The 21,205-nt window shown below is 68.3% G+C and carries 20 protein-coding genes and 3 pseudogenes; 15 read left to right on the forward strand and 8 right to left on the reverse strand.

Going from position 1 to position 21,205, the window contains the following annotated elements:
- Both ACJ9NR_RS39410 and ACJ9NR_RS39415 read left to right on the forward strand, forming a co-directional pair.
- Positions 1 to 467: hypothetical protein (locus ACJ9NR_RS39410; RefSeq protein WP_412494819.1), on the forward strand; the 467-nt coding region annotated here is incomplete at its 5' end.
- Positions 468 to 534: 67 nt separating this feature from the next.
- A complete protein-coding gene (locus tag ACJ9NR_RS39415) occupies positions 535 to 1,989 on the forward strand; it encodes an AAA family ATPase (protein ID WP_412494825.1) in 1,455 nt (484 codons plus the stop codon).
- A 1,604-nt stretch (positions 1,990 to 3,593) separates the two neighbouring features.
- Here ACJ9NR_RS39415 and ACJ9NR_RS39420 read toward each other — a convergent pair.
- From ACJ9NR_RS39420 to ACJ9NR_RS39430, 3 genes are all read right to left on the reverse strand, one after another.
- Positions 3,594 to 4,991, reverse strand: a complete 1,398-nt coding sequence (locus ACJ9NR_RS39420) for an IS1380 family transposase (RefSeq protein ID WP_412494820.1) — start codon at positions 4,989 to 4,991, stop codon at positions 3,594 to 3,596.
- A gap of 341 nt (positions 4,992 to 5,332) precedes the next feature.
- Positions 5,333 to 5,734: a DUF5958 family protein gene (locus ACJ9NR_RS39425; protein ID WP_108999122.1), complete on the reverse strand. Its 402-nt coding sequence runs from the start codon at positions 5,732 to 5,734 to the stop codon at positions 5,333 to 5,335.
- A gap of 2 nt (positions 5,735 to 5,736) precedes the next feature.
- On the reverse strand, positions 5,737 to 6,363 hold the full coding sequence (locus ACJ9NR_RS39430; protein ID WP_412494821.1) for a DUF6000 family protein: 627 nt from the start codon (positions 6,361 to 6,363) through the stop codon (positions 5,737 to 5,739).
- 211 nt (positions 6,364 to 6,574) lie between these two features.
- Between ACJ9NR_RS39430 and ACJ9NR_RS39435 the strand changes: the two are divergent.
- Positions 6,575 to 7,342 (forward strand): annotated as a pseudogene (locus ACJ9NR_RS39435) (IS256 family transposase); the annotation flags it as partial.
- A 15-nt stretch (positions 7,343 to 7,357) separates the two neighbouring features.
- Here ACJ9NR_RS39435 and ACJ9NR_RS39440 read toward each other — a convergent pair.
- Positions 7,358 to 9,463, reverse strand: coding sequence for an ISAzo13 family transposase (locus tag ACJ9NR_RS39440; protein WP_412494822.1), 2,106 nt, complete (start codon positions 9,461 to 9,463; stop codon positions 7,358 to 7,360).
- A 47-nt stretch (positions 9,464 to 9,510) separates the two neighbouring features.
- Here ACJ9NR_RS39440 and ACJ9NR_RS39445 point away from each other — a divergent pair.
- From ACJ9NR_RS39445 to ACJ9NR_RS39455, 3 genes and pseudogenes are all read left to right on the forward strand, one after another.
- Positions 9,511 to 9,969: pseudogene (locus tag ACJ9NR_RS39445) on the forward strand (transposase); the annotation flags it as partial.
- 345 nt (positions 9,970 to 10,314) lie between these two features.
- A complete protein-coding gene (locus tag ACJ9NR_RS39450; RefSeq protein WP_412494823.1) occupies positions 10,315 to 10,437 on the forward strand; it encodes a hypothetical protein in 123 nt (40 codons plus the stop codon).
- Between the two features lie 12 nt (positions 10,438 to 10,449).
- Positions 10,450 to 10,674: pseudogene (locus ACJ9NR_RS39455) on the forward strand (transposase family protein); the annotation flags it as partial.
- Here the strand turns inward: ACJ9NR_RS39455 and ACJ9NR_RS39460 are convergent.
- The 3 genes from ACJ9NR_RS39460 to ACJ9NR_RS39470 form a co-directional block, all read right to left on the reverse strand.
- Positions 10,584 to 11,267 (reverse strand): hypothetical protein, encoded by a 684-nt coding sequence (locus ACJ9NR_RS39460; RefSeq protein ID WP_412512786.1) that lies wholly within the window; start codon positions 11,265 to 11,267, stop codon positions 10,584 to 10,586. The pseudogene ACJ9NR_RS39455 and the gene ACJ9NR_RS39460 sit on opposite strands and share 91 nt — an antisense overlap.
- A 130-nt stretch (positions 11,268 to 11,397) precedes the next feature.
- The gene (locus tag ACJ9NR_RS39465) at positions 11,398 to 12,351 is read right to left on the reverse strand and encodes an IS481 family transposase (RefSeq protein WP_412512787.1); all 954 of its coding nucleotides are present in this window, start codon (positions 12,349 to 12,351) and stop codon (positions 11,398 to 11,400) included.
- Between the two features lie 79 nt (positions 12,352 to 12,430).
- The gene (locus tag ACJ9NR_RS39470; RefSeq protein ID WP_412512788.1) at positions 12,431 to 12,781 is read right to left on the reverse strand and encodes a helix-turn-helix domain-containing protein; all 351 of its coding nucleotides are present in this window, start codon (positions 12,779 to 12,781) and stop codon (positions 12,431 to 12,433) included.
- 204 nt (positions 12,782 to 12,985) lie between these two features.
- Between ACJ9NR_RS39470 and ACJ9NR_RS39475 the strand changes: the two genes are divergently transcribed.
- The 5 genes from ACJ9NR_RS39475 (at position 12,986) to ACJ9NR_RS39495 (ending at position 17,005) form a co-directional block, all read left to right on the forward strand.
- Positions 12,986 to 13,213: a hypothetical protein gene (locus tag ACJ9NR_RS39475; RefSeq protein WP_412494720.1), complete on the forward strand. Its 228-nt coding sequence runs from the start codon at positions 12,986 to 12,988 to the stop codon at positions 13,211 to 13,213.
- 165 nt (positions 13,214 to 13,378) lie between these two features.
- A complete protein-coding gene (locus ACJ9NR_RS39480) occupies positions 13,379 to 13,963 on the forward strand; it encodes a transposase (RefSeq protein ID WP_412494721.1) in 585 nt (194 codons plus the stop codon).
- On the forward strand, positions 13,876 to 15,096 hold the full coding sequence (locus ACJ9NR_RS39485; RefSeq protein WP_412494722.1) for a tyrosine-type recombinase/integrase: 1,221 nt from the start codon (positions 13,876 to 13,878) through the stop codon (positions 15,094 to 15,096). Before ACJ9NR_RS39480 ends, ACJ9NR_RS39485 begins: the two co-directional genes overlap by 88 nt.
- Complete coding sequence (locus tag ACJ9NR_RS39490) at positions 15,093 to 16,022, forward strand: tyrosine-type recombinase/integrase (RefSeq protein WP_412494723.1); 930 nt, start codon at positions 15,093 to 15,095, stop codon at positions 16,020 to 16,022. Before ACJ9NR_RS39485 ends, ACJ9NR_RS39490 begins: the two co-directional genes overlap by 4 nt.
- Positions 16,019 to 17,005, forward strand: coding sequence for a tyrosine-type recombinase/integrase (locus tag ACJ9NR_RS39495; protein ID WP_412494724.1), 987 nt, complete (start codon positions 16,019 to 16,021; stop codon positions 17,003 to 17,005). The genes ACJ9NR_RS39490 and ACJ9NR_RS39495 overlap by 4 nt, the downstream gene beginning before the upstream one ends.
- Positions 17,006 to 17,024: 19 nt before the next feature.
- Here ACJ9NR_RS39495 and ACJ9NR_RS39500 read toward each other — a convergent pair whose 3' ends face one another.
- The gene (locus tag ACJ9NR_RS39500; RefSeq protein ID WP_412494725.1) at positions 17,025 to 17,453 is read right to left on the reverse strand and encodes a transposase; all 429 of its coding nucleotides are present in this window, start codon (positions 17,451 to 17,453) and stop codon (positions 17,025 to 17,027) included.
- 324 nt (positions 17,454 to 17,777) lie between these two features.
- Here ACJ9NR_RS39500 and ACJ9NR_RS39505 point away from each other — a divergent pair, with 324 nt between their 5' ends.
- From ACJ9NR_RS39505 to ACJ9NR_RS39520, 4 genes are all read left to right on the forward strand, one after another.
- Positions 17,778 to 18,071, forward strand: coding sequence for a hypothetical protein (locus ACJ9NR_RS39505; RefSeq protein ID WP_412494726.1), 294 nt, complete (start codon positions 17,778 to 17,780; stop codon positions 18,069 to 18,071).
- A 153-nt stretch (positions 18,072 to 18,224) separates the two neighbouring features.
- A complete protein-coding gene (locus ACJ9NR_RS39510) occupies positions 18,225 to 19,655 on the forward strand; it encodes a replication initiator (protein WP_412494727.1) in 1,431 nt (476 codons plus the stop codon).
- Positions 19,655 to 19,882 (forward strand): helix-turn-helix domain-containing protein, encoded by a 228-nt coding sequence (locus tag ACJ9NR_RS39515; RefSeq protein WP_412494728.1) that lies wholly within the window; start codon positions 19,655 to 19,657, stop codon positions 19,880 to 19,882. The genes ACJ9NR_RS39510 and ACJ9NR_RS39515 overlap by 1 nt, the downstream gene beginning before the upstream one ends.
- Positions 19,882 to 21,189, forward strand: a complete 1,308-nt coding sequence (locus tag ACJ9NR_RS39520) for a tyrosine-type recombinase/integrase (protein ID WP_412494729.1) — start codon at positions 19,882 to 19,884, stop codon at positions 21,187 to 21,189. Before ACJ9NR_RS39515 ends, ACJ9NR_RS39520 begins: the two co-directional genes overlap by 1 nt.
- The last annotated feature ends 16 nt before the right edge of the window (positions 21,190 to 21,205 follow it).

The raw sequence follows: 21,205 nt of genomic DNA on the forward strand, positions 1-21,205 counted from the left end.
TCACCACCGTCGACCGCTACTACCTCGCCTGGAGCGAACTCCAGTCGGAGCACGGTGACGAGACACTCACCTCAACCCGCATGGCCGAACAGCTCTCCGCACACCTGGCCACCAAAGACATCCACGGCCGCGGCGGCCACCCCCTCAGCCCCACCACCCTGCGCCGCTACCTCCTGCCCTTCCGCATCTACCACCTCTGGGCCCAGCACCGTCAGCACAACACCACACCCACCCCACAAACCATCGCAAAAGAATGCACCGCCCACGGCATCACTGCCCAATACAACAAACCCATCACCACCGACCACATCACCCAGCTGACTCCCGACTTCGAACGACGCTGGCACACCCTCACACACCAGCACACCCACCAGGAGGGGACTGCGGGCGACGCCCTGGAGGTGATCTCGGCCCGGGGCCTACACCGAGGGCATCACCCGCCACGTGAGCAGACCTGGATGGCGTGATTGTATAGGTGTAGCTATAATAAATGCGACTACCCTAGAGAGGGGCGTTGTGCACAAGCCCGCCGAGATGTTCGACCGCGACTTCGAATGGGCCGAGCTCACCCGTTTCGCGGCCCTGCCCGGCCCCCGCGCCGCCCTCGGCGTGGTCTCCGGCCGCCGCCGCCAGGGCAAGACCTTCCTCCTCGACGCCCTCACCCACGCAAGCGGCGGCTTCATGTTCACCGCCACCGAGACCACCGAGGCCGACGCCCTGCGCCAGTTCGGCCAGGCCCTGGCCCACCACCGCGGCCAGAGCACCCCGTTCCGCTTCCTGCACTGGGACGAGGCCGTCACGGAACTGATGCGCAGCGCCGACCAGGGCCGCCCCACCACCGCGGTCATCGACGAGTTCCCCTTCCTCGCCAAGGCCTCCCCCGCACTGCCCTCGATCATCCAGCGCGCCCTCGACCCCGCCGCCCAGCACACCAACACCCCCGTACGGCTCCTGCTGTGCGGCTCCGCCCTGTCCTTCATGGGGGGACTCCTGGCCGGCAACGCCCCGCTGCGCGGCCGCGCCGGCCTCGAACTCATCGTCCCCACCCTGGACTTCCGCCTCGCCGCCGAGTTCTGGGAGATCACCGACCCGCGCACCGCACTGCTCACCAACGCCATCGTCGGCGGCACCCCCGCCTACCGCCGCGAGTTCACCCAGGGCGACACCCCCGCCGGTGCGGACGACTTCGACGCCTGGGTCACCCGCGCCGTCCTCAACCCCGCCCGCCCGCTCTTCCGCGAGGCCCGCTACCTGCTCGCCGAGGAACCCGAACTGCACGACACCGCGCTCTACCACTCCGTCCTGGCCGCCATCGCCGCCGGAAACACCGCCCGGGGCGGCATCGCCGACTACCTCGGCCGCAAGTCCACCGACCTGGCCCACCCGCTCAGCGTCCTCCAGGACGTCGGCATGATCACCCACGAGGCGGATGCCTTCCGCCGCAACCGGTCCGCCTACCGCATCGCCGAGCCCCTCGTCGCCTTCTACCATGCGGTCATGCGCCCGGCCTGGGGCGATCTGGAACGCCCCGGACGCGCCCCCACGGTCTGGCGCCGTACCCAGTCCACCTTCCGCAGCAAGGTCGTCGGCCCGCACTTCGAACAGGTCTGCCGTCAATGGGCCCGCTGGCACGCCAGCCCCGAAACCCATGGCGGACAGGCCACCCGGGTGGCCGCCGGAACCGTCAACGACCCCGCCGCCAGGACCAGTCACGAAGTCGACGTCGCCGTCCACGGAGACAGCGGCGAGGGCCGCGAGGTGCTGCTCGCCATCGGCGAAGCCAAATGGAACGACCGTATGGGCAGGGGACACCTGGAACGCCTCCAGCACATCCGCTCCCTCCTCATCGACCGTGGCATCGCCACCGACACCACCCGCCTGCACTGCTACAGCGGCGCGGGCTTCACCGACGAACTGCACGCTCTCGCCGAGCACGACCCCCACCACCTTCAGTTGATCGACCCGCAACGCCTGTACCACGGCGAATAAAGCCATCAACAGCCCTGAGCAGGGCCCAAGGCCGGCCGTGCAAAACCTCGACGGACTCCCCCGACGGTGACATCCGCGAGGAGCTGCGCCAGCTGCTCGCCCGCGCACCGCTGCCGGACCGTGCCTGGCCGAGTGCCGGTCAGATCCGTGCCTGGGCCCACGAGTTCTGCTCCGCGGCCGACACCGAGAGGAAAGCAACGGGACCTATGAGCAAGAAAGAACGGCGACTGAGTACCCCCTGTGCTCGGAGCCTGAATTGCAGTATGTAGAAATTCGGCGTCAGCACGACCCCACAGCCTTTCCTGTGCTGTAATTCCCTGCACCGCAGAAGCCGAAGTTGAATGCAGTGTTCGTGGCAGCGTTACCTCGAGTCACTGCCCAGTCGATCGCTCTCGTGTATCCATGGATAACGACACGACCGTCGGCCGACCAATACGTCGTTTTGACTATGCGACGTAAACTCGATCGAGCGATTCCGCTGTCCAGGTGCGGGTTGAGTCGGCGGAAGTAGCGGGCAGTGACCCATTTTCGGCCCTTCTTAGGGTGCCTGCGGCAAACCTGCCTGCGGGTCAGTCAAGTGGGTGGAGATGCCGTAGGCCGGGTTAACTGGGTGGCGATGTCGGCCTTGTGAAGGGTTTCTGCGATGGAACATCTATCAACTGCCGCTGAGCGCCACCCAGATCGCACCTACGCCAGCTATCACGGCACCTAGGATGAGAGACAAATCGGCAGGCGCGCACCGTGTCCAGCGGACCTGCGGGGTGGCCTTGGCATCATCTACCGCGCGACCTGAATGTAGCCAGTCGGTGATCCTCCGAGCCGCCTCACCGCTTGAATCTAAATCGGTCGATGAGAGAGCCCCCGAACGCAAAAACCGAGATAGTGCGGTCTTCACCAAAGTGCACTTCCAGCGTTCCGTCACCGCCGACGGAGGCGTTGCGGATCGTTGTTTTCGGAATCACATGAGTCCGCAGAGGGTTAACCACCAGGAGCGCATCGTCACGCAATACCACTTTGCAGTTAGCGATTCGCCCAACGATACTCGCAAGCGCCAAGCAGACTGGTATTCCCTGCCAGCCAGTCCGGAAGTCACCTACGGATACGGCAACACTAAAACCAATTCCAACTCCCACGATTGTGATCCCGCAAAAAATAGGCCAGGAACGTCGCCAGAGTACGGCTTGGCTCGTTCCAGATTTCATTACGCTCTCCTGTTCCTGGCCGTTCAAGAAGTTCAAACAGGGTTGCTCTCAGCACCACTTCTTAACATTCCCTGGGCTCGCGGCGCCCACGCCACAGAATGTTCCTGAATTTGCGAGATTGAGGCTTATGTTCCCCTGAGTGGCTCCCCAGTCAATGGTCTTTCGGTATCCATAGATGGTGACGTTCTCCATCTCAGACACAGTCTTTCCTCGATCATTCACGTGCGCACGCCGGTGTGAGGGGTTCGGCTGGAGTGCTCGGTTGATGGCCGTTTGTTCTGCGGTGTGATCGCTGTCGGCCAGGCTGGTGCGCCGCGTGTCGCCGCGGGCGGCGTCGGCTTCCACCGGCCGAGGGTGCTGCTGGTCGTCTCCTTCCGGGGTGTCGGGGCGGCGGTGTGGTGGTCAGCCGGGATCGGGCAGGGCCTGGATGCAGTCCCACACGGCGACGGCCCGGTGTGCGGCGGGCCAGTCCGGGTCGAACTTGAGCTCCCGGCGTCGGGCGTGTTCGGTCAATTTGGCTGGGACGTCGAACAGTTCGCTGCGGACGGTGGCGGGTTCGGCCCTGGTGAGCTTGCCGTCCAGGGCGAGGAGTTGCAGCCAGGAGAGCAGGTCCATGGCCAGGGCGAGCAGGGTGCACCAGGCCTGGTTGAGGGCGAACTTGAACGAGGGCAGCCGGGTGAGGGTCAGCGATTTCGATCTCCGAATGCCGGACTCGACGTGCGCGTGGACCCTGTGCCGGGCATCGAGCCACTGCAGCTGGCGGCCGGGTGTGTTGGTGGCGATGGCCTGGTAGCGGAAGCCGGTGGCGATCTCGTAGGGCTTGAGGTCACGCGCGTACTTGGGGTGGACGGGCTCGCGGCGCACGGTCACGCGCAGTCCCGGCGGCCATTCGCCGAGGTCGAGCAGGTCGGTGATCTCGGCCAGGGCGGCGTCCTCGCGCGGGGTGCCCTTCGTGTCGAGCGCGGGCGTCCACGCGCCCTTGGGGACCTTGGCCAGCGCACTCCAGAAGTCCTCGTCCCGGGTCCACCCGACCGAGTACTCCCAGGTGTTGGCCTTGTTTCCGCCGCCGGAGGCGATCCAGGCGAGCCACTCCTTGGTGGAGCCGGCACCGTCGGCGCGGAAGAGGACCTTGCGTCGGCGGCGGGTGGGCAACTGCCGGACTGCCTCGGTGGCCACGTCGATGTGGTCGCTCGCGGTGTTCGCGCCGGCCGAGCCCGGGCGCAGACGGCAGACCAGGTGCTCGTCGGTGTTGTCCAAGAACACCAGCAGCGGGTGCAGGCCGAAGCCCTTGCGGTGCGGCCCGGCGCCCTCCTTGTCGGAGTGTGCGGGCACGAAGGAGGCGTCGATGTCCAGCACGGTCCAGCCGGTCAGCGGTCGGCTGTCCACGCGTATCCAGGGGAAGCCGCCCGGGCGCAGGTCGAGCAGGTCGTGGACGCGGGCGCGGACCTTCGCCCGCGCGGAGGTGATCTTCGCGAGCTGGACCGGGCCGATGGCGTCCAGCGTGCGGTACAGCGTGGAGGCCGAGGCCGGATGCCCGAGCACCAGCGCGGCCTGCCGCATCACGTCGATGCCCGCGATCGAGCGGGCGCCCAGCAGCACCGCGCACGCCGCGGCCACCAGCACCCCGCCACGGTCGTGGACCGGGTGGAAGTCCCGGCGCACCAGCGCCGAGGACAGCGCATCGGTCAGCCCGATCCTGTCCGCCAGCCGGCGCACCGGCACGATCCCGGCCTTGCCCACCAGCTTCCGCCCGCCCGCCGACAGCAACAGGCCCTCCGCCCACTCGGTAAGCTTCGACACCCGAAGGGTGCCTCCTCCCCGCCATGATCCAGTCCTAGAGAAGCTGAATCATCGCAGGTCGAGGCACCCTTCCCTCGTCCAGCTCACACTCTGTCACCAGCACCGGGCCGCCCATGAATTCATGAGGCTTTACTCGTATGCGGAGATCTGTGCGTATGAAAGCCGAACCTCGCCAACTTCCTGCGAGCCCCCTTGCCACAGCCCCTCCCGCTAGGGCCCACGCCAGGCCCTTGCCAGCTGCGGCCCACTTCCAGCTTCCTGTCGTCACCCTGTCACCGACAAGATTCACTGCCACCATGCCCACACCTAGGGGGCGGAGGCCAGCGGCGGGAGACTCGTCCTCACCCGTCGGCGACGGGCAGGTTGTGCCACCAGTGACCGCATCCGCCGGAGCAGAAGCGTTCGCGGCGCCGTTCGTCTGCGACCGCGAGGACCTCGACCAGTAGCCGGAACGCCTTGCGTCGTTCGTCGACAGGGGTGAGGCCGGCGATCTTCCCTAGTTGCTGGTCGATCGGGCCGCAGGTGATCAAGACCGCCGGGGTGTGCGTCGGGCGCAGCCCGGCACGTCGGATGCTCTCCGGTCCGTCTTCGGTGACGGCGCGCGCCTGCACGCAGTGGTGGCGCAGGAACAGGAGTATCTCGGCCTGCTCCTCCGGGCTGTGGGTGTCGAACCACTCGATGCCCTGTGACATCGGGCGCAGTCCTTGGGCGAGTTCGTTGAGGATGATGTCCCGCTCGGTCATGATCAGCTCCCGCAGGCCAGCGAAGCGAAGACCTCAGCGGTCTCGTCGACGAAAGCGCACAGTTGCCCAACGGCCTGCCGACAGTCATTCGGGTCGAGAGCCGCCACGGCCCGGACTTCGAGCCATCGGTCCCAGGGACCGGCCGGGGCAAGGAACCGTGTCGTGTACTCGGAGCCGAGAATCTCATCGAGGTACAGAAGCGTCCCAAGGACGACTGCCTGGTCGTAGTCGAGGTCGGGACGCGACAAGTAGTGATCAAGGTATGCGCTGAGCAGTTCGGCATCCGCTGCAGTACCGAACTTCGCAAGGGCGACGCAGTATGCCGCGCCCGCATACGGCCCCTCGCTGGCCAGCAGGAGTCGACCTATGAGCTCGCGGAACTCGGACCTGTGGGCCACAGCAACCAGCCAGGCGGCAGTCTTGCGCTCGCGCCACCCAGCCTCGAAGAGGACGCCGAGCTCCGCCGGAGTGATTTCGTACGCAGCCTGAGCCAGATCCCGCACAAACGCGGAGCGCTCAACCGGGCTCAACCGGAAAACGCTCCCGCCTAACCGAAGGTATCGCCGATCAGGCGTGACGAACCGCCGAACCAGATCCTGCAACTCGGGATCGCTCTGGACATCACGCATAGCCGCATCCTGGCCCGGGACGGTACTCACGTGCCACAGGTTTGCCGACTGGGATGGCGTCCCGCGTGATGGTGTAGGCGATCACTGTGCGGGTGTGCGCGGGCGGATGCCCGGGGCGTGCATCCGGTGATGGTCTCCGCTCCCTGCGCATAGGGCAGGCCACCGTGCAAATCTCCCTGGTGAACGGCCAGTTCAACCCTGGAGGTGCCCGATGGCCTTGTCCCAGTCTGACCTACAACGCCTGCTGGAGTCACTACGCACGGCGGACGGGATCGAGCTCGTCCGCAACGTCGCCGAGCGCATGCTGCAAGAGTTGATCGAGGCCGAGCTCAGCGGCCGCATCAGCGCCCAGTGGAACGAGCACACCGATGCCCGCACAGCCTTCCGCAACGGCCATCGGGAGAAGACCCTGGCCACCCAGGCCGGCGACCTGGACCTGGCGATACCGAAGCTGCGCAGCGGCAGCTTCTTCCCCAGCCTGCTGGAACGGCGGCGCCGCATCGACCAGGCCCTGTACGCGGTCATCATGGAGGCGTACGTGCACGGGGTGTCCACCCGCTCGGTCGACGACCTGGTCAAGGCACTCGGCGCGGACAGCGGCATCTCCAAGAGCGAGGTCTCACGGATCTGCGGTGACCTGGACGAACAGCTCACGGTTTTCCGCGGCCGGCCGCTGGACCACAGCCGCTTTCCCTACCTCTACCTGGACGCGACCTACTGCAAGGTGCGCGTGAACCACCGGATCGTCTCCCAGGCCGTGGTCATCGCCACCGGCATCAGCGAGGACGGCGGCCGTGAGGTGCTGGGCGTGATGGTCGGTGACAGCGAGACCGAGGCGTTCTGGAGCGAGTTCCTGCGCTCCTTGCGCGAACGTGGCCTGGGCGGGGTCCGTCTGGTCATCTCCGACAGTCACAGCGGTCTGGTGGCCGCGATCCGCAAGGTCATGATCGGAGCCGCACACCAGCGTTGTCGTGTTCATTGAAGCCGTCAAGAATCAACCTGTCGGTGTGTCGTGTTCGCTCTGCGCGGCAGTGAGGAGATCGGCTGCGGTGCGGTAGCGGGTGGTGGCCGGGGGTGGGAGGAGTCCACCTTCCGCGAGCAGGGGTCGGATCTCGCGGATGACGTTGCCGATCAGGGATCTGCTCACGTCGCCCAACGCGTCGGCGAGGACGTCCAGAGTGCATAGTTTCCGCAGGTAGAGGACGGCGAGGATGACGCGTTCCTTGTCGCCGATCTTCTGAGGGAAGACGCCGCCGCGGCTGCCCGGCTGGCGGTCGGTGCCCCGGCGCTGGTAGGAGGCGCGTTCGATCTGAGCGAGCTGGCGTGGGGCGAGACGGCGGGCGAGTGCCTCCAGGTCTTCGCGGGACATGCCGGTCAGGCGCGGATGGGACAGGCTCTCCATGATCCGGGTGCGCGTCGGGGTTTGGTCGGTGTCGAGGAAGGTCATCAGCGCGTCCGCCGTGGTGAAGCGGGTGGGGGCGTATCCGGGCTGGTGGCCATGGTCCTCCAGGACCCGGCGAGTCTCGGCGACGAGGTGGCCGACGCATTCGGGGGTGACCTCCAGCATGTCGCTCAGCAGCTTCATCGAGCACACCTGCCGTTGGTAAAGGAGAGTCAGCGGCACCCGGGTCGCGTCGTCGAACAGCGGCTTGCTGCCGCGTAGCTTTCCGGTGGCCCGGCGGGCGCGTCCGCCGCGCTGTTCGCTGTAGCGTTCCTGGGACCGGGCGGCCTGGAGTGGGGCCAACTCGGTGCACAGATCGGCGAGTTGCGTGCTGCTCAGTCCGGTCAGGCGTGGGTCGGCCAGGCGGGCCAGGAGCGCGCGACGCCGTTCGGCGACGCCGTGTGCCTCCCCGGTGGCGGGCGGGGTCTGCGCCGTGGCGGGTTCGGGCAGCAGGGTGTAGTTCCACTGGCCGTGGACATCGTGCTTGACCAGGGGCAGGGCGGCGAATCGGTCCTTGCTGATCGCGATGCCGGTGGGGTAGTCACCGCGGTCCAGGCGGGCCTCGACACGTAGTCCGGCCCGGGTGCGGGTGGCGGCGATCGTCTCGACGACGACATCGTGGCTGGTCAGGGGGCGTCCACGCCAGTTGTGGGTGATGTGGGAGAACAACCGGTGCTCGATCTTGTTCCACTTCGAGGTGCCGGGAGGGAAGTGACAGACGGTGATTGCAAGGCCGGTCTCGGCGGCCAGCGCGGCCAGCTCGCTCTTCCAGACCCGGTAGCGGTAGCCGTTGGAGCCGCCGGCATCCGCGGTGATCAGCAGCCGGGTGGCCTGCGGATAGTCGTCGTGCCCGCGGGCCTTCCACCAGCGGCGGATCGACTCGACGGCGAAGGTGGAGGTGTCATGGTCGACGCCGACGTTGACCCAGCCGGCGTTGCGGGCGATGTCGTAGATCCCGTACGGGATGGCCTGCTCGACGTCCGGTCCGCTGAAGAAGAAGTGGTGGTCCTCGACCTGCACCGGCTCGCCCTTCGGGCGCCACTCGCGTCCGGCCATGGGCAGGCGGCCGATCTGCTCGCGTTTCTTGGTGTCCACGCTGATCACCGGCTCGCCCGCCGCCTGGTGCTGCTTGACCTGCTCGTTGAGGTAGTGGAACTGGGCGTCGCGGTCGGGGTGTTGGGTACCTTCGAGGGTCTTGGCGTTGCCCTGCAGGCTGAAGCCGGCCTGCTTCAGCAACCGCCCCACTGTCGGGGCGGAGACCGGGTGGCCCTGCCTGGCCAGTTCCTCGGCCAAGTGGCGCAGCGACTTCGTCGTCCAGCGCAACGGGGACTCCGGATCGCCGCGCTCATCGGGCTCAACCAGGGCCATCAGCGCGTTCACCAGGCCGGGGTCGAGTTCCTCGGCCAGTTTGCGGCCCCCACCCTCGGCGCGGATGCGTCCGCCGGGCAGCGGCCCGACACCGGACTCCAGTTCTGCGATCCCCCGGCGCACGGTGGTCTCGCTCACGGCTGCCGCCCTGGCGGCAGCGCGTATCCCGCCGTGTCCGAGCAGCCTCGCCTCGGCCGCCACGGCCAAGCGGCGCTGCCGTTCGTTCAGATGCGGCAGCAACACCGAGAAACGGCAGTCGAGTTGGGACAGCATCTCCTCCGTGATCGCCATACCAGGCCAACGAGTCGCTGATCGCGAAGCAACAGGTTGATTCTTGACGGCTTCATTTCGTCCGCAACGTCTTCTCGGTGATCCCGAAGCAGCACGCCGAGATGGCCGCCGCGACCATCCGTACGATCTTCGCCCAGCCCGATGCCGTCTCGGTCCGCGCCCAGCTCGACACCGTCGCCGAGGCTTTCGGCAAGCAGTTCCCCAAGGTGAAGGAGATGCTCCTGGACGCCAAGGACGAGCTGACCGCCTTCGCCGACTTCCCCCACCAGCACTGGAAGAAGATCCAGTCGACCAACCCGCTGGAGCGCTTAAATCGCGAGATCAAACGCCGGGCCGACGTCGTCCAGGTCTTCCCCAACGACGCCGCCGTCGAACGCCTCGCCACCGCCGTCCTGATCGAACTACACGACGAGTGGATCGCCTTCCCCCGCCGCTACCTGTCCAACGAGAGCATGGACAGCCTCTATCCGGACAAGACCACCCTGCTGCCCGCCACCGACGAATGATCGCCTACACCACGCCAAGGGGCACGACCCTTGACCGTCGTACGGCAGTACATCGAGCGGCAGAAACTCCACGTGCGATGAGCTGAACAGTTCAGATCCGTGCTTCGGCCCGAGTCACACTTTTCTTGAGATGGCCCTCACCCCCGGCGTAAACGCCCGAGCACTGGCCAAGATCAAAGGTTGCTGGGTCTTCGATCCTGAGCGGTGCGCCTCGTCCGACACCCTGACTTTTCGTCACGGTCGGTGACCTGCGAGAGGCGTTGGTGCCCCCTGATGCAAGGAGCCCGTGGTCCTGAGTGATCATTTCTGTTCTCTAGGCAGAACGATCATGTGGGAGCCACGGGCGTGGTCAACGATACGACGTTGCTGCTCGACCTCGACGGGGTGTCCGTCATACGGGTCGAGCGGCTTGAGAACGGCACTCGCCGGGTGCATCTGGCCACCGCGGAGGAAGCGGCTCGCGCCTGACCGGAGTGCGGGGCCTTCGCCTGGAAAGTGAAGGGCACGGCCCGGACCCGCCCTCGGGATCTCCCCTACGGGGAGCGCGGGCTGGTGCTGTTGTGGCACAAGCGCCGCTGGTGGTGCCGCGAGCTGAAGTGCCCGTCCTCCTGCCGTCACCCCTTGACAGACACAGAGGCACCTAGAGAACTCCGCGGAGATGCGATGGAGCTGGACGGTGGCGGGGCTGAACCCGCGCCGCCGTGATCGCGCAATGCGGTGGTGCCGCCGATTCCCTCGGCGATGGCCGCGGCCTCGTCCGTCAGCTCCCGCATCCCCGCCTTGTCTCCCTGTCGCGCGGCGCTGTACGCGGCGGACTGCATCAGCAGGCCGCGTTCGGCAGCGCCGCTGCGGGATGCGCGCAGGCCCGGGTCGTCGGCGGCGTTGAGGGCGATCGACAGCGCCTGTTCTTCCCAGCCGGCGCGGCGGGCGAGCACGGCGAGGTTCCGGGCGGCTTCCGCCACGGCGAGGGGGTGTCCGGCGGCTTCGGCCACGTGGCGTGCGCGGTCGGCCGCCATCCAGCCGAGCTGCTGCTCGTCCAGTTTGATGAGCATGCGAGTCGCGAGCAGGTAGCTCTGCCCCAGCAGGTCGAGGTGATCGCCCTCGGCATCGGAACCGAGTGCGTGTCCGGCCCGGATCAGGCGGGGCAGGCGGCGGGCGAGGCCAGCGTAGTGGCAGGTGTGGAAGTCGGCGTGTACGCGGGCGAGTTCGACGGGTAACTGTTCGGGGCTCGGCAGCTCGTTGTCCTGGCCGATGCCAAGCATCGCATCCCGCAGACGGCCAACGAGAAGCTCTCCCACCGGCATGTCCTGCCCCGTTGCTGCCCCCGATGCCGGAAGCGAGACGCCAGCGGTGGCCGCGGCCGAGATGGCCAGGAACTTCCGTCGCCGCACTGGGTCGTCACCGTCCTCCCGCTGAGTTCGTCCCACCCTAGGTGTATTGACCCGTGAGGTTGGGAACGCGGCTGGCGGGTGGCTGACCCTTGAGCGCGGTGTGTCCGCGGTGGTGATTGTAGGTGTGCAGCCAGTCGGGGAAGGCGTCGCGTCGTTCCTGCTCTGAGCGGTAGGGGCGGGCGTAGGCCCACTCGTCGAGCAGGGTGCGGTTGAACCGCTCGACCTTGCCGTTGGTCTGCGGCCGGTAGGCGCGGGTGCGCTTGTGCGTGATGCCGGCCGCGGCCAGGGCATCGCGCCACAGACGGGCCTTGTAGCAGGAGCCGTTGTCGGTCAGCACGCGCTCGACGCTGATCCCACAGGAGGCGAAGAACGCCTGCGCCCGCCGCCAGAAGGCGACGGCGGTCTCCTGCTTCTCGTCGGTGAGGATTTCGCTGTAGGCCAGGCGGGAGTGGTCGTCGACGGCGGTATGGATGTAGCTGTAGCCGGCGCCGGAACGCTTCTTGCGGCCCGCCTGGCGGCCCAGGACCTTGTGGCCACCGCCGTCGGGGATGTTGCCGAGCTTCTTGATGTCCACATGCACCAGCTCGCCGGGCCTGGCGCGTTCGTAGCGGCGTATGACGCGGCCGGTGGCCCGGTCCAGGTGGGTCAGGCGGGCCAGGCCGTAGCGGGTCAGCACCCGGTGCACGGTGGAAGGCACCAGCCGCAGCAGGCCCGCGATGCGGGCGGGTCCCCAGCGGCGCAGCACGCGGACCTTGATGATCCGCCGCTCGGTACGTGTCGGGGTCCGCCGTGGGCTGGCGTGCGGGCGGCTGGAACGGTCGGCCATGCCCGCCTCGCCGTGCTGGCGGTAGCGGTCGGCCCACCGCTTGGCGGTGTTCACGGAGACCTGGAAGCGTTCCGCGGCCCGCCGCAGGGGCCAGTCGTCGTCCACGACACAGCGGGCCAGACGCAGGCGTCCGGTCTCGGTCAGCGGTGCGTTACGGTGCGGCATGAGGGCCTTTCTGGTCGCCGGTGCAGATGTCGCAATCCACACCGAGCCAGAAGGCCCTCACCCATTTCAAGATCACACGTCAGTGATCGCTGTCACCAACCTCCGTGGACAGAACACCAGGGCCGGGAAGGCGCGGGTAAGCAAGACCAGGAGCGACAGGGCATCCGTGTCGGGTCGGCGCAGAGGGCGAAGCGGCGGTGAGTCCGAACTCCTTGGGTGCGATGTCGAGCACATCGGCGAAGCGTCGCAGGACATCGACGTCGGTCAGCGGTGAGAGGCCGCGCTCGTACCGGGACACCTGGGATGCGGAGTAACCGGTTCGGTCACCGAGATCAGCGAGTGTCCAGCCCCGGGCCAGGCGCCTGCTGCGGATCAACTCTCCATGCGCTCTTGGCCGTTCGGATCCAACTCGCGCCGCGCTGACTGGCATCCACGCCCCCGTCGATCGCCGAGGTGGCCCCCGCTCACCGTAGACCGAGCCGCCGGGCAGCAACAGCACTTTTGCACCAGATGCAAACGGCCTTGTGGCCCACGGCAGCGCCCCTGCCGCGGCCGGAGCGAGTGCGGTGCTCTGGAGCACGCCACGGCCCGCAGCAGGCGGGCCGACGTGCTTTCGCCAAGGGGCGTGAACGCGATGAGCGTACGCAAGAAGGCAGCCGTCATCGGGCTCGGCCACCAGGCTCTGGAGGACCACGTGCCGGGACTGGCCGACTCCCAGTTCGGCCAACTCGCCGCGGTCTGCGACACCGACCCCGGTAACTGGCTGTTCTCTATCCGTTCGTGTGGTCGGTCGGATTCGAACGGGGTGCTGGATCGGGTGAGTTGGCTGGTGGGGTGGCATGAAGAGAGGGCCTCTTGGTAGCTCGCGGATGTCGAGTCCAGCGAGAATCAAGAGGTCCTGTTGTCGAAGTGTCGCGTGGTCGTGGTGGCCGGGTCCAGTCCGTCCACTCCTGGGTGTGACTGTCTCGCCCACAGGTTCGGGAACGCGGCCGACCGGCCGGAGCGCCGGCCCCGGTACGACTCGGACATGAGCGATGCCGAGTGGGCACTCGTGCGGGATCTGCTGCCGGTGCCGTCGTGGATGGCCGGGCGGGGCGGGCGTCCGGAGAGCTACTGCCACCGGCAGATGATCGACGCGGTGCGCTACCTCGTCGACAATGGCATCAAATGGCGCGCGATGCCCTGCGACTTTCCGCCCTGGCCGCGTGTGTATGCCTTCTTCGCCCGCTGGCGGGATGCGGGTCTGGTGGCCGAGCTGCATGACCGGCTGCGGGGAGCCGTCCGTGATGCGGAGGGCCGTGAGGAAGAGCCGAGTGCGGCGGTCGTGGATTCGCAGTCGGTGAAGGCGGACGCCACCGTCGCTTTCGCATCGCGGGGTTTCGACGCCGGGAATTATCTGGGGGCGTCGGTTATGGCGGGTTCGGGTGGCTATGGCTGGCTGACGTTGGCGAATTCGGAACAGGGATGTCATAACGGCGGCCTTGCGCGGTCTCCTTCGAAGAGGTTCTCGAAGGAGGCACGCTCATGGTTAAGGCAGCGACAGATGGTCGGTATCCGGTGCGAGTGTCGGGGCCGCTGGCCCTGTTGGTTCATCCGTTCCGGTTGGAGTTGATGCAGCGCGGGTTCACGCCGCGGTCCTCCGAGGATCGCGCATACATACTGGCGGACCTGAGTCGGTGGCTGGAACGTGAAGGGCTGGATCCAGGGCAGTTGACCGCCGAGCGGGTCGGGGAGTTCGTGCAGGCACGGCGGGACGCCGGGCACCGACGGTGGCTGACGGACCGGTCGTTGCGGCTGATGCTCGGCTTTCTGCGGGACGCTGGTGCCATCCCGCCGCAGGAGCACGGCACGGTCGAAAGCCCGGTTGAGGGTGTGCTGGAGGAGTACCGCAGCTATCTGCTGCGTGAGCGCCGGCTCGGCGAGCGTACGGTTCGCGGGCGCGTCGACGTTGCCCGCAGGTTCCTGACCGCACAGCTCGTCGAGGGCCGGCTTCGGCTGGACCGGCTGAGCCCCGAGTCGGTGGTCGGCTTCGTCCTGGACACCTCGAGGCAGTACGCCACCGGATCAATGAAGGGGGTGACGTCGAGTCTGCGGACACTGCTGCGGTTCCTGTTCGTGACCTCGGCCCTTGACCGGGACCTGACCGGGGCGGTGCCGTCGGTCTCTGGGTGGCGGCTGAGCCGGCTGCCGTCCGGCACGGACGTGGTGCCGGTCCTGCTGGGAAGCTGCGATCGGACCACCGCGGTGGGGCGGCGGGACTTCGCGGTTCTACTGCTGATGGCACGGCTGGGCCTGCGGGCGGTCGAGGTGTCACGGCTGTGTCTGGAGGACCTGGACTGGCGGGGCGGCGAACTGGTGGTCCGGGGAAAGGGCGGACGGGTCGACCGGATGCCGCTGCCTGCGGATGTCGGCGCCGCGCTGGCCGACTGGCTGCGCCACGGCCGGAGGCCGTCAGTGTTCCGCGAGGTGTTCCTGCGCACCGTCGGCCCGGACGCGCCAATGGCACGGCAGTCCGTGGTCATGGTGCCGCGCTGCGCTTCACGCCGCGCCGGCATACCTGTCGTTGCCGCGCACCAACTGCGACACCGCGCCGCCTGCCAGGTGCTGGCCGGCGGCGGAACCCTCGGCGAGGTCACGCAACTGCTGCGTCACCACAGCGAGGACACCACGGCGATCTATGCCAAGGTCGACATGGCGGCGCTGGCACCGGTCGTGCGTCCCTGGCCGACGGCGAGTGAGCGGTGAACGGCATCCGGGACCACGCCGAACGCTATCTGACGATCCGCCGGAACCTGGGCTACAAACTCAAGGTCGAGGGCCGGATGCTCGGCCAGTTCGTCGGCTTCCTGGAGGAGCGCGGGGACTCGCACCTGACGGTCCAGGCCGCACTGGAGTGGGCCGTGCTGCCGGACGGAGCCGATGCGGCCTGGTGGGCGGCCCGGCTGACGGTGGTCCGCGAGTTCGCCCGCTTTCTGGCGACTTTCGATGAACTCACCGAGATCCCGCCGCCGGGCCTGCTGCCCCGTGACGCCGGTCGAACGACGCCGCCGTATCTGTATGCGCAGGCGGAGATCACCGCGCTGATCCACGCGGCCCGGCACCTGGCCCACCCCCTTCGCGCGGCGACGTTCGGGTCCTTCATCGGGCTCATGGCCGCGACCGGGATCCGCACCGGAGAGGCGATGGGACTGGACCGGTCCGACCTGGACTTGGACCGCGGTGTCCTGCTGGTGCGGGGAACCAAGTTCGGCAAGTCCCGGCTGGTCCCACTGCACCCCACCACCGTCGAGCAACTCGCCGACTACCAGCGCCGACGCGACGACCTGTGTCCGCGCCCGTCCACCGAGGCGTTCTTCCTCTCCGGAGCTGGCACCCGGCTCAACCACACCAACGCGAGCAAGACCTTCACCCGCCTGCTGAAGACCGCCGCCATCACGGCCCCGGCCGGCGCGGGCAAGCCTCGCCTCTACGACCTGCGCCACACGTTCGCCGTCACCACCTTGGTGGACTGGTACGCCGCCGACGCCGACGTCGCCCACCGGCTTCCGGCGCTGTCCACCTACCTCGGACACGTCAGCCCGGCCACGACCTACTGGTACCTGCACGCCTGCCCGCAGTTGATGACAGCCGCGGCCGAACGCCTCGACCGGACCTGGAAGGAATCACCGTGACCACTCTGGCCCCTGTTATGCAGGGCTTCTTCACCGAACGGCTGGCCCAGCGCCGGGTCAGTGCCCACACCGTCGCGGCTTACCGCGACACGTTCCGCCTCCTGCTGGAGTACGCCCGCCGGCAACTCGGCCGCCCGCCGTCGGCGCTGGAGCTTACCGACATCGACGCCGTGTTCGTCGGCGGCTTCCTGGACCATCTCGAACACGACCGGAACAACAGCGTGACCACCCGAAATGCCAGACTGGCCGCGATCCACTCGCTGTTCGCCTATGCCGCCTACCGCTGCCCGGAACACGCCCTGCTGATCCAGCGCGTCCTGGCGATCCCGCAAAAGCGCCGCGACTGCACACTCGTGTGCTTCCTCAGCCACGAGGAGACCGAGGCGCTGCTGGCAGTCCCGGACCAGTCGACCCTCCTGGGGCGACGGGACCACCTCCTGCTGCTGGTCGCGACACAAAGCGGACTGCGCGTCTCGGAGCTGACCGCACTCACCTGCGCCGACGCCGAATTCGGCACGGGCGCCCACCTGCGCTGCACCGGCAAGGGCCGCAAACAACGCTGCACCCCGCTGACGAAACCCACCGCCCGTCTGCTCCAGCGATGGATCACCGCCCGAAACGCAGCCCCGGACGCCCCGCTGTTCCCCAACCGCGTCGGCGGACACCTCAGCCGCGACGCCGTTGCCGACATCCTCCGCAAGTACCTGCCCGCTGCCACGAAGCGATGCCCGGCCCTGGCCAGCAAGAACGTCACCCCGCACACTCTTCGCCACACGGCGGCCATGGCATTGCTGACTGCTGGCGTCGACACCTCCACCATCGCGCTCTGGCTCGGACACGCGAGCACCAAGGCCACCGACGTCTACCTGCACGCCGACCTGGCGATGAAGGAACGGGCCCTGGCCCGCACCGCACCCCGCGACACCGCCAGCAAACGCTATCGGCCCACCGACAGCCTGCTCACCTTCCTGGAGAACCTGTAGTTATCGCCGGCCTCAGCTCCTACAACACAGCCGTCCACCAGCTCCGATCGGCCTGACCCGCCATAACCGACGCCCCCAGATAATTCCCGGCGTCGAAACCCCGCGATGCGAAAGCGACGGTGGCGTCCGCCTTCACCGACTGCGAATCCACGACCGCCGCACTCGGCTCTTCCTCACGGCCCTCCGCATCACGGACGGCTCCCCGCAGCCGGTCATGCAGCTCGGCCACCAGACCCGCATCCCGCCAGCGGGCGAAGAAGGCATACACACGCGGCCAGGGCGGAAAGTCGCAGGGCATCGCGCGCCATTTGATGCCATTGTCGACGAGGTAGCGCACCGCGTCGATCATCTGCCGGTGGCAGTAGCTCTCCGGACGCCCGCCCCGCCCGGCCATCCACGACGGCACCGGCAGCAGATCCCGCACGAGTGCCCACTCGGCATCGCTCATGTCCGAGTCGTACCGGGGCCGGCGCTCCGGCCGGTCGGCCGCGTTCCCGAACCTGTGGGCGAGACAGTCACACCCAGGAGTGGACGGACTGGACCCGGCCACCACGACCACGCGACACTTCGACAACAGGACCTCTTGATTCTCGCTGGACTCGACATCCGCGAGCTACCAAGAGGCCCTCTCTTCATGCCACCCCACCAGCCAACTCACCCGATCCAGCACCCCGTTCGAATCCGACCGACCACACGAACGGATAGAGAACAGCCAGTCACCCACCCCACCCCGCACCTGGAGGCCACCGCCGCCACCCTTGCCGCAGAGCCGGTGCCCGACGTAGCACCGTCACCCGAATCGGCACTCCCGACGCCCTTCCCGGACTTCGTCGCCTCCCCGGCCGAAAAGCTGGAGCCCGCTCCGACTCCGACCGTCGCCGTCGCCGTCGCCAAGCCTGCCCGGCCCATCTCCGGCCCGGTCCTGCCTATCGCCCTGCTGGACGCGGCCCGGCGCATCGCGGACACCCACCGTGCCGAGCACGGAACATCGATCAGCGCCGCCCACCTGGGCACGCGCATGGGCGTCGCCCTGCCGGTGGCCGCCGCCGCACTCGCTCAGCTCTGAGCCCCGGCCCTCACCGGCGAAATCCCCCTCGCTGAACCCACGCCCGCCCACGGGCCCGGTTCGTCATGCCCCGAGCAGCACCACCGCGCCTTCCCGCTACGTGGCTGGTTGCTGCTCGGGCCCACCCACCCGAACTGAAGGGACACGCCCCGAATGGTCACCCCGGACCTGCGCCACGTGGCAAGCCCCGCCGTACGGGACCTGCTCCACCTGATCAACCACCCCGACTTCGACCGCGCACAGCAGCAGATCGAACACCTCGGCGGCTGCACCGAACCCGTCCGCCTCACCGGCCAGAGCTCCACCGTCGACACCATCACCGGCGAGGTACTGCGCTCCTACACCTCCTCCGAGGAGCCCACGGGCAGCCTGCTGACCGCGTGCGGGAACCGCCGCGCCTCCCGCTGCCCGGCCTGCTCCCGTCTCTACGCGGCCGACACATACCACCTCATCCGCGCCGGCCTCTCCGGCGGCAAGGCCGTCCCCGACACCGTCCGCACCCACCCCCGCGTCTTCGCCACCCTCACCGCCCCCTCCTTCGGCCCCGTACACAACCGCCCCACCACCCGGCCTTGCCGCTGCGGCACCCGCCACGAATCCACGGACCCACTGCTCGGCACGCCGCTCAACCCGGCGACGTACGACTACGCGGGCGCGGTCCTGTTCAACGCCCACGCCTCCGCCCTGTGGGCCCGCTTCACGACCTACCTGCGGCGGGAGCTCGCCGCCCGGCTCGGCCTGACCCAGAAGGCTGCCCGCGCGGTGTTGCGGGTGTCCTTCGCCAAGGTCGCCGAGTACCAAAAGCGCGGCCTGGTCCACTTCCACGCCGTGATCCGACTCGACGGCCCCGACGGCAGCACCCAGGCACCACCGTCGTACGCCACCACCGCCGTGCTCTCCGATGCCATCAGGGCCGCCGCACCGCGCGCCCGCATCTCCGTCACCTCGAACGCGGTCGGGGAACGCGAACTCGGCTGGGGCCAGCAGCTTGACGTGCGCGAGATCGCCACTTTCGGCACCGACGCCGAACTCACCGACCAGGCCGTTGCCGCCTACGTGGCCAAGTACGCCACCAAGTCCGCCGACGCCTCCGGCACCCTCGACCACGCTCTGTTCTGCCGCCCCTGCCAAGGCCGCGGCGCCACCCTCCTACCCCACGGGACCCCGCTCCCGTGCACCGCCTGCGACGGCACCGGCCAGGCCCGCCCGCTACCCCGCCTCGCCGTCGCACGCCACGTCCGGCAGATGATCCGCACCTGCTGGGAGCTGGGCAAACGCCCAGAGTTCGCCGACCTCAAGCTCTGGAAGTGGGCACACATGCTCGGCTTCCGGGGCCACTTCTCCACCAGGTCCCGCAGCTACTCCACCACCCTCGGCGCGCTGCGCGACGCCCGCCGCGCCTGGCGCACCGAACAGGCCCGCGCCCACGCCGGCCTGCCTGAGCCTGACCCGGACACCACCCTCGTCGTCGGGCACTGGGGATACCTCGGCACCGGCTACAGCCCCGGCGGCAGGCTCCTCGCCGCCGCCGTCTGGCACCGCAGAGAACTCGCACGGCAGTTCATCGCCGAAGGGGGCTGCTGATGACCACACATGCACCCGCCGCGCCCCACCAGGGGCCGAACACACCGGAGGAACTGCTGACGGTTCCCCAGGTCATGGCCCGCCTCCAGCTCGGCCGTTCCGCCGTCTACGACCTGCTCCGCACCCGCCAGCTCGCCTCGATCACCCTCGGCCGCGCCCGCCGCATCCCCACCCACGCCCTCACCGACTTCATCCACACCCGCCTCGAACAGGAAGCCGCCACCTGATGAACGCGCCCCGCGACACCCCCGCCTCCCGCCGCGTGCGCGCCAACGGTGACGGGACCGTCTACCAGCGCAAGGACGGCCGCTGGGAAGCCGCCGGATACGTCCTCGCCCCCGGCAACACCCGTCGCCGCATCCGCGTCTACGGCACCACCCGGAAGGAAGCCCTGGCCAAGCTCACCGAGAAGATCGCCACCAGCAACCGAGGCATTCCCGTCCCCTCCGCGCAAGGCAGCGTGGCCGCGTACCTGACGTACTGGCTGGAGAACGTCGCCGTCTACCACCTCCGCGAGAACACCCACACCCGCTACACCGCCGTCGCCCGGCTCTACCTCATCCCTGGCCTCGGACGGAAGAAGCTCGCCAAGCTCACCGCCAAGGACGTCCGCACCTGGCTCAACCAGCTCCGCACCACATGCCAGTGCTGCACGCGCGACATCGACGCCCGGCGCGACAGGCCCCGCTGCTGCGCCACCGGCCAGTGCTGCCACAAGCTGCTCTCCCCGCTGACGCTGACCTATATCCACTCCGTACTCAAGTCCGCCCTGGAGCATGCCGTCCGCGAGGAGGAGATCCCGCGCAACGTCGCCCGCAACGTCCGCACCGGCACCCCACGGCCCCGGCGCTTCGAACCCCTCACCGCCGACGAAGCCCGCCAATTCCTCACCGCAGCCCAAGGCCACCGGCTGCACGTCCTGTTCGAACTCGCCCTCCACACCGGACTCCGCAAGGGCGAACTCCTCGGCCTGCGCTGGGAAGACCTCGACCTGGACACGGGCACCGCCGCCATCCGCCGCACCCTGCAACGCACCCACGCGGGTGGGCTCATCACCCTGCCCACCAAGACCCGGGCCGCTGAACGCCGCATCGCCCTCCCCGCCCGTTGCCTCCACTCGCTGAAGCTTCACCGCGAACTACAGCAGACGGAACGGGACAGAACTGGTGCCAAACGACCGGCCACCGGGCACGTGTTCACCACGCCGCAGGGCAAACCGATCGACCCCACCAACCTCACCCGTGCCTTCCTCGTGCTCCTCGACAAGTCCGGCCTCCGACGCATCCGCTTCCACGACCTCAGGCACTCGACGGCCACCCTGCTCCTTGAGCAGGGCGTCGAGCTCGTCGTCATCAAGGAACTACTCGGCCACGCCCACATCGGCGTCACCGCCACCGTCTACGCCCACGTCCGACTCCGCCTTCAACGAGAGGCCATCGACACCCTCAGCACCGCCCTGGACGGTCCCGCCAACGATGAGCCGGCCCGCAACGACGGCTACGACCCGCCGCCGTGCGGAGCCATCGTCCGCTGACGTTGCCGTCAACTAC

This window comes from Streptomyces sediminimaris (genome assembly GCF_047049295.1).
In the GTDB taxonomy this organism is placed as follows: domain Bacteria; phylum Actinomycetota; class Actinomycetes; order Streptomycetales; family Streptomycetaceae; genus Streptomyces; species Streptomyces sediminimaris.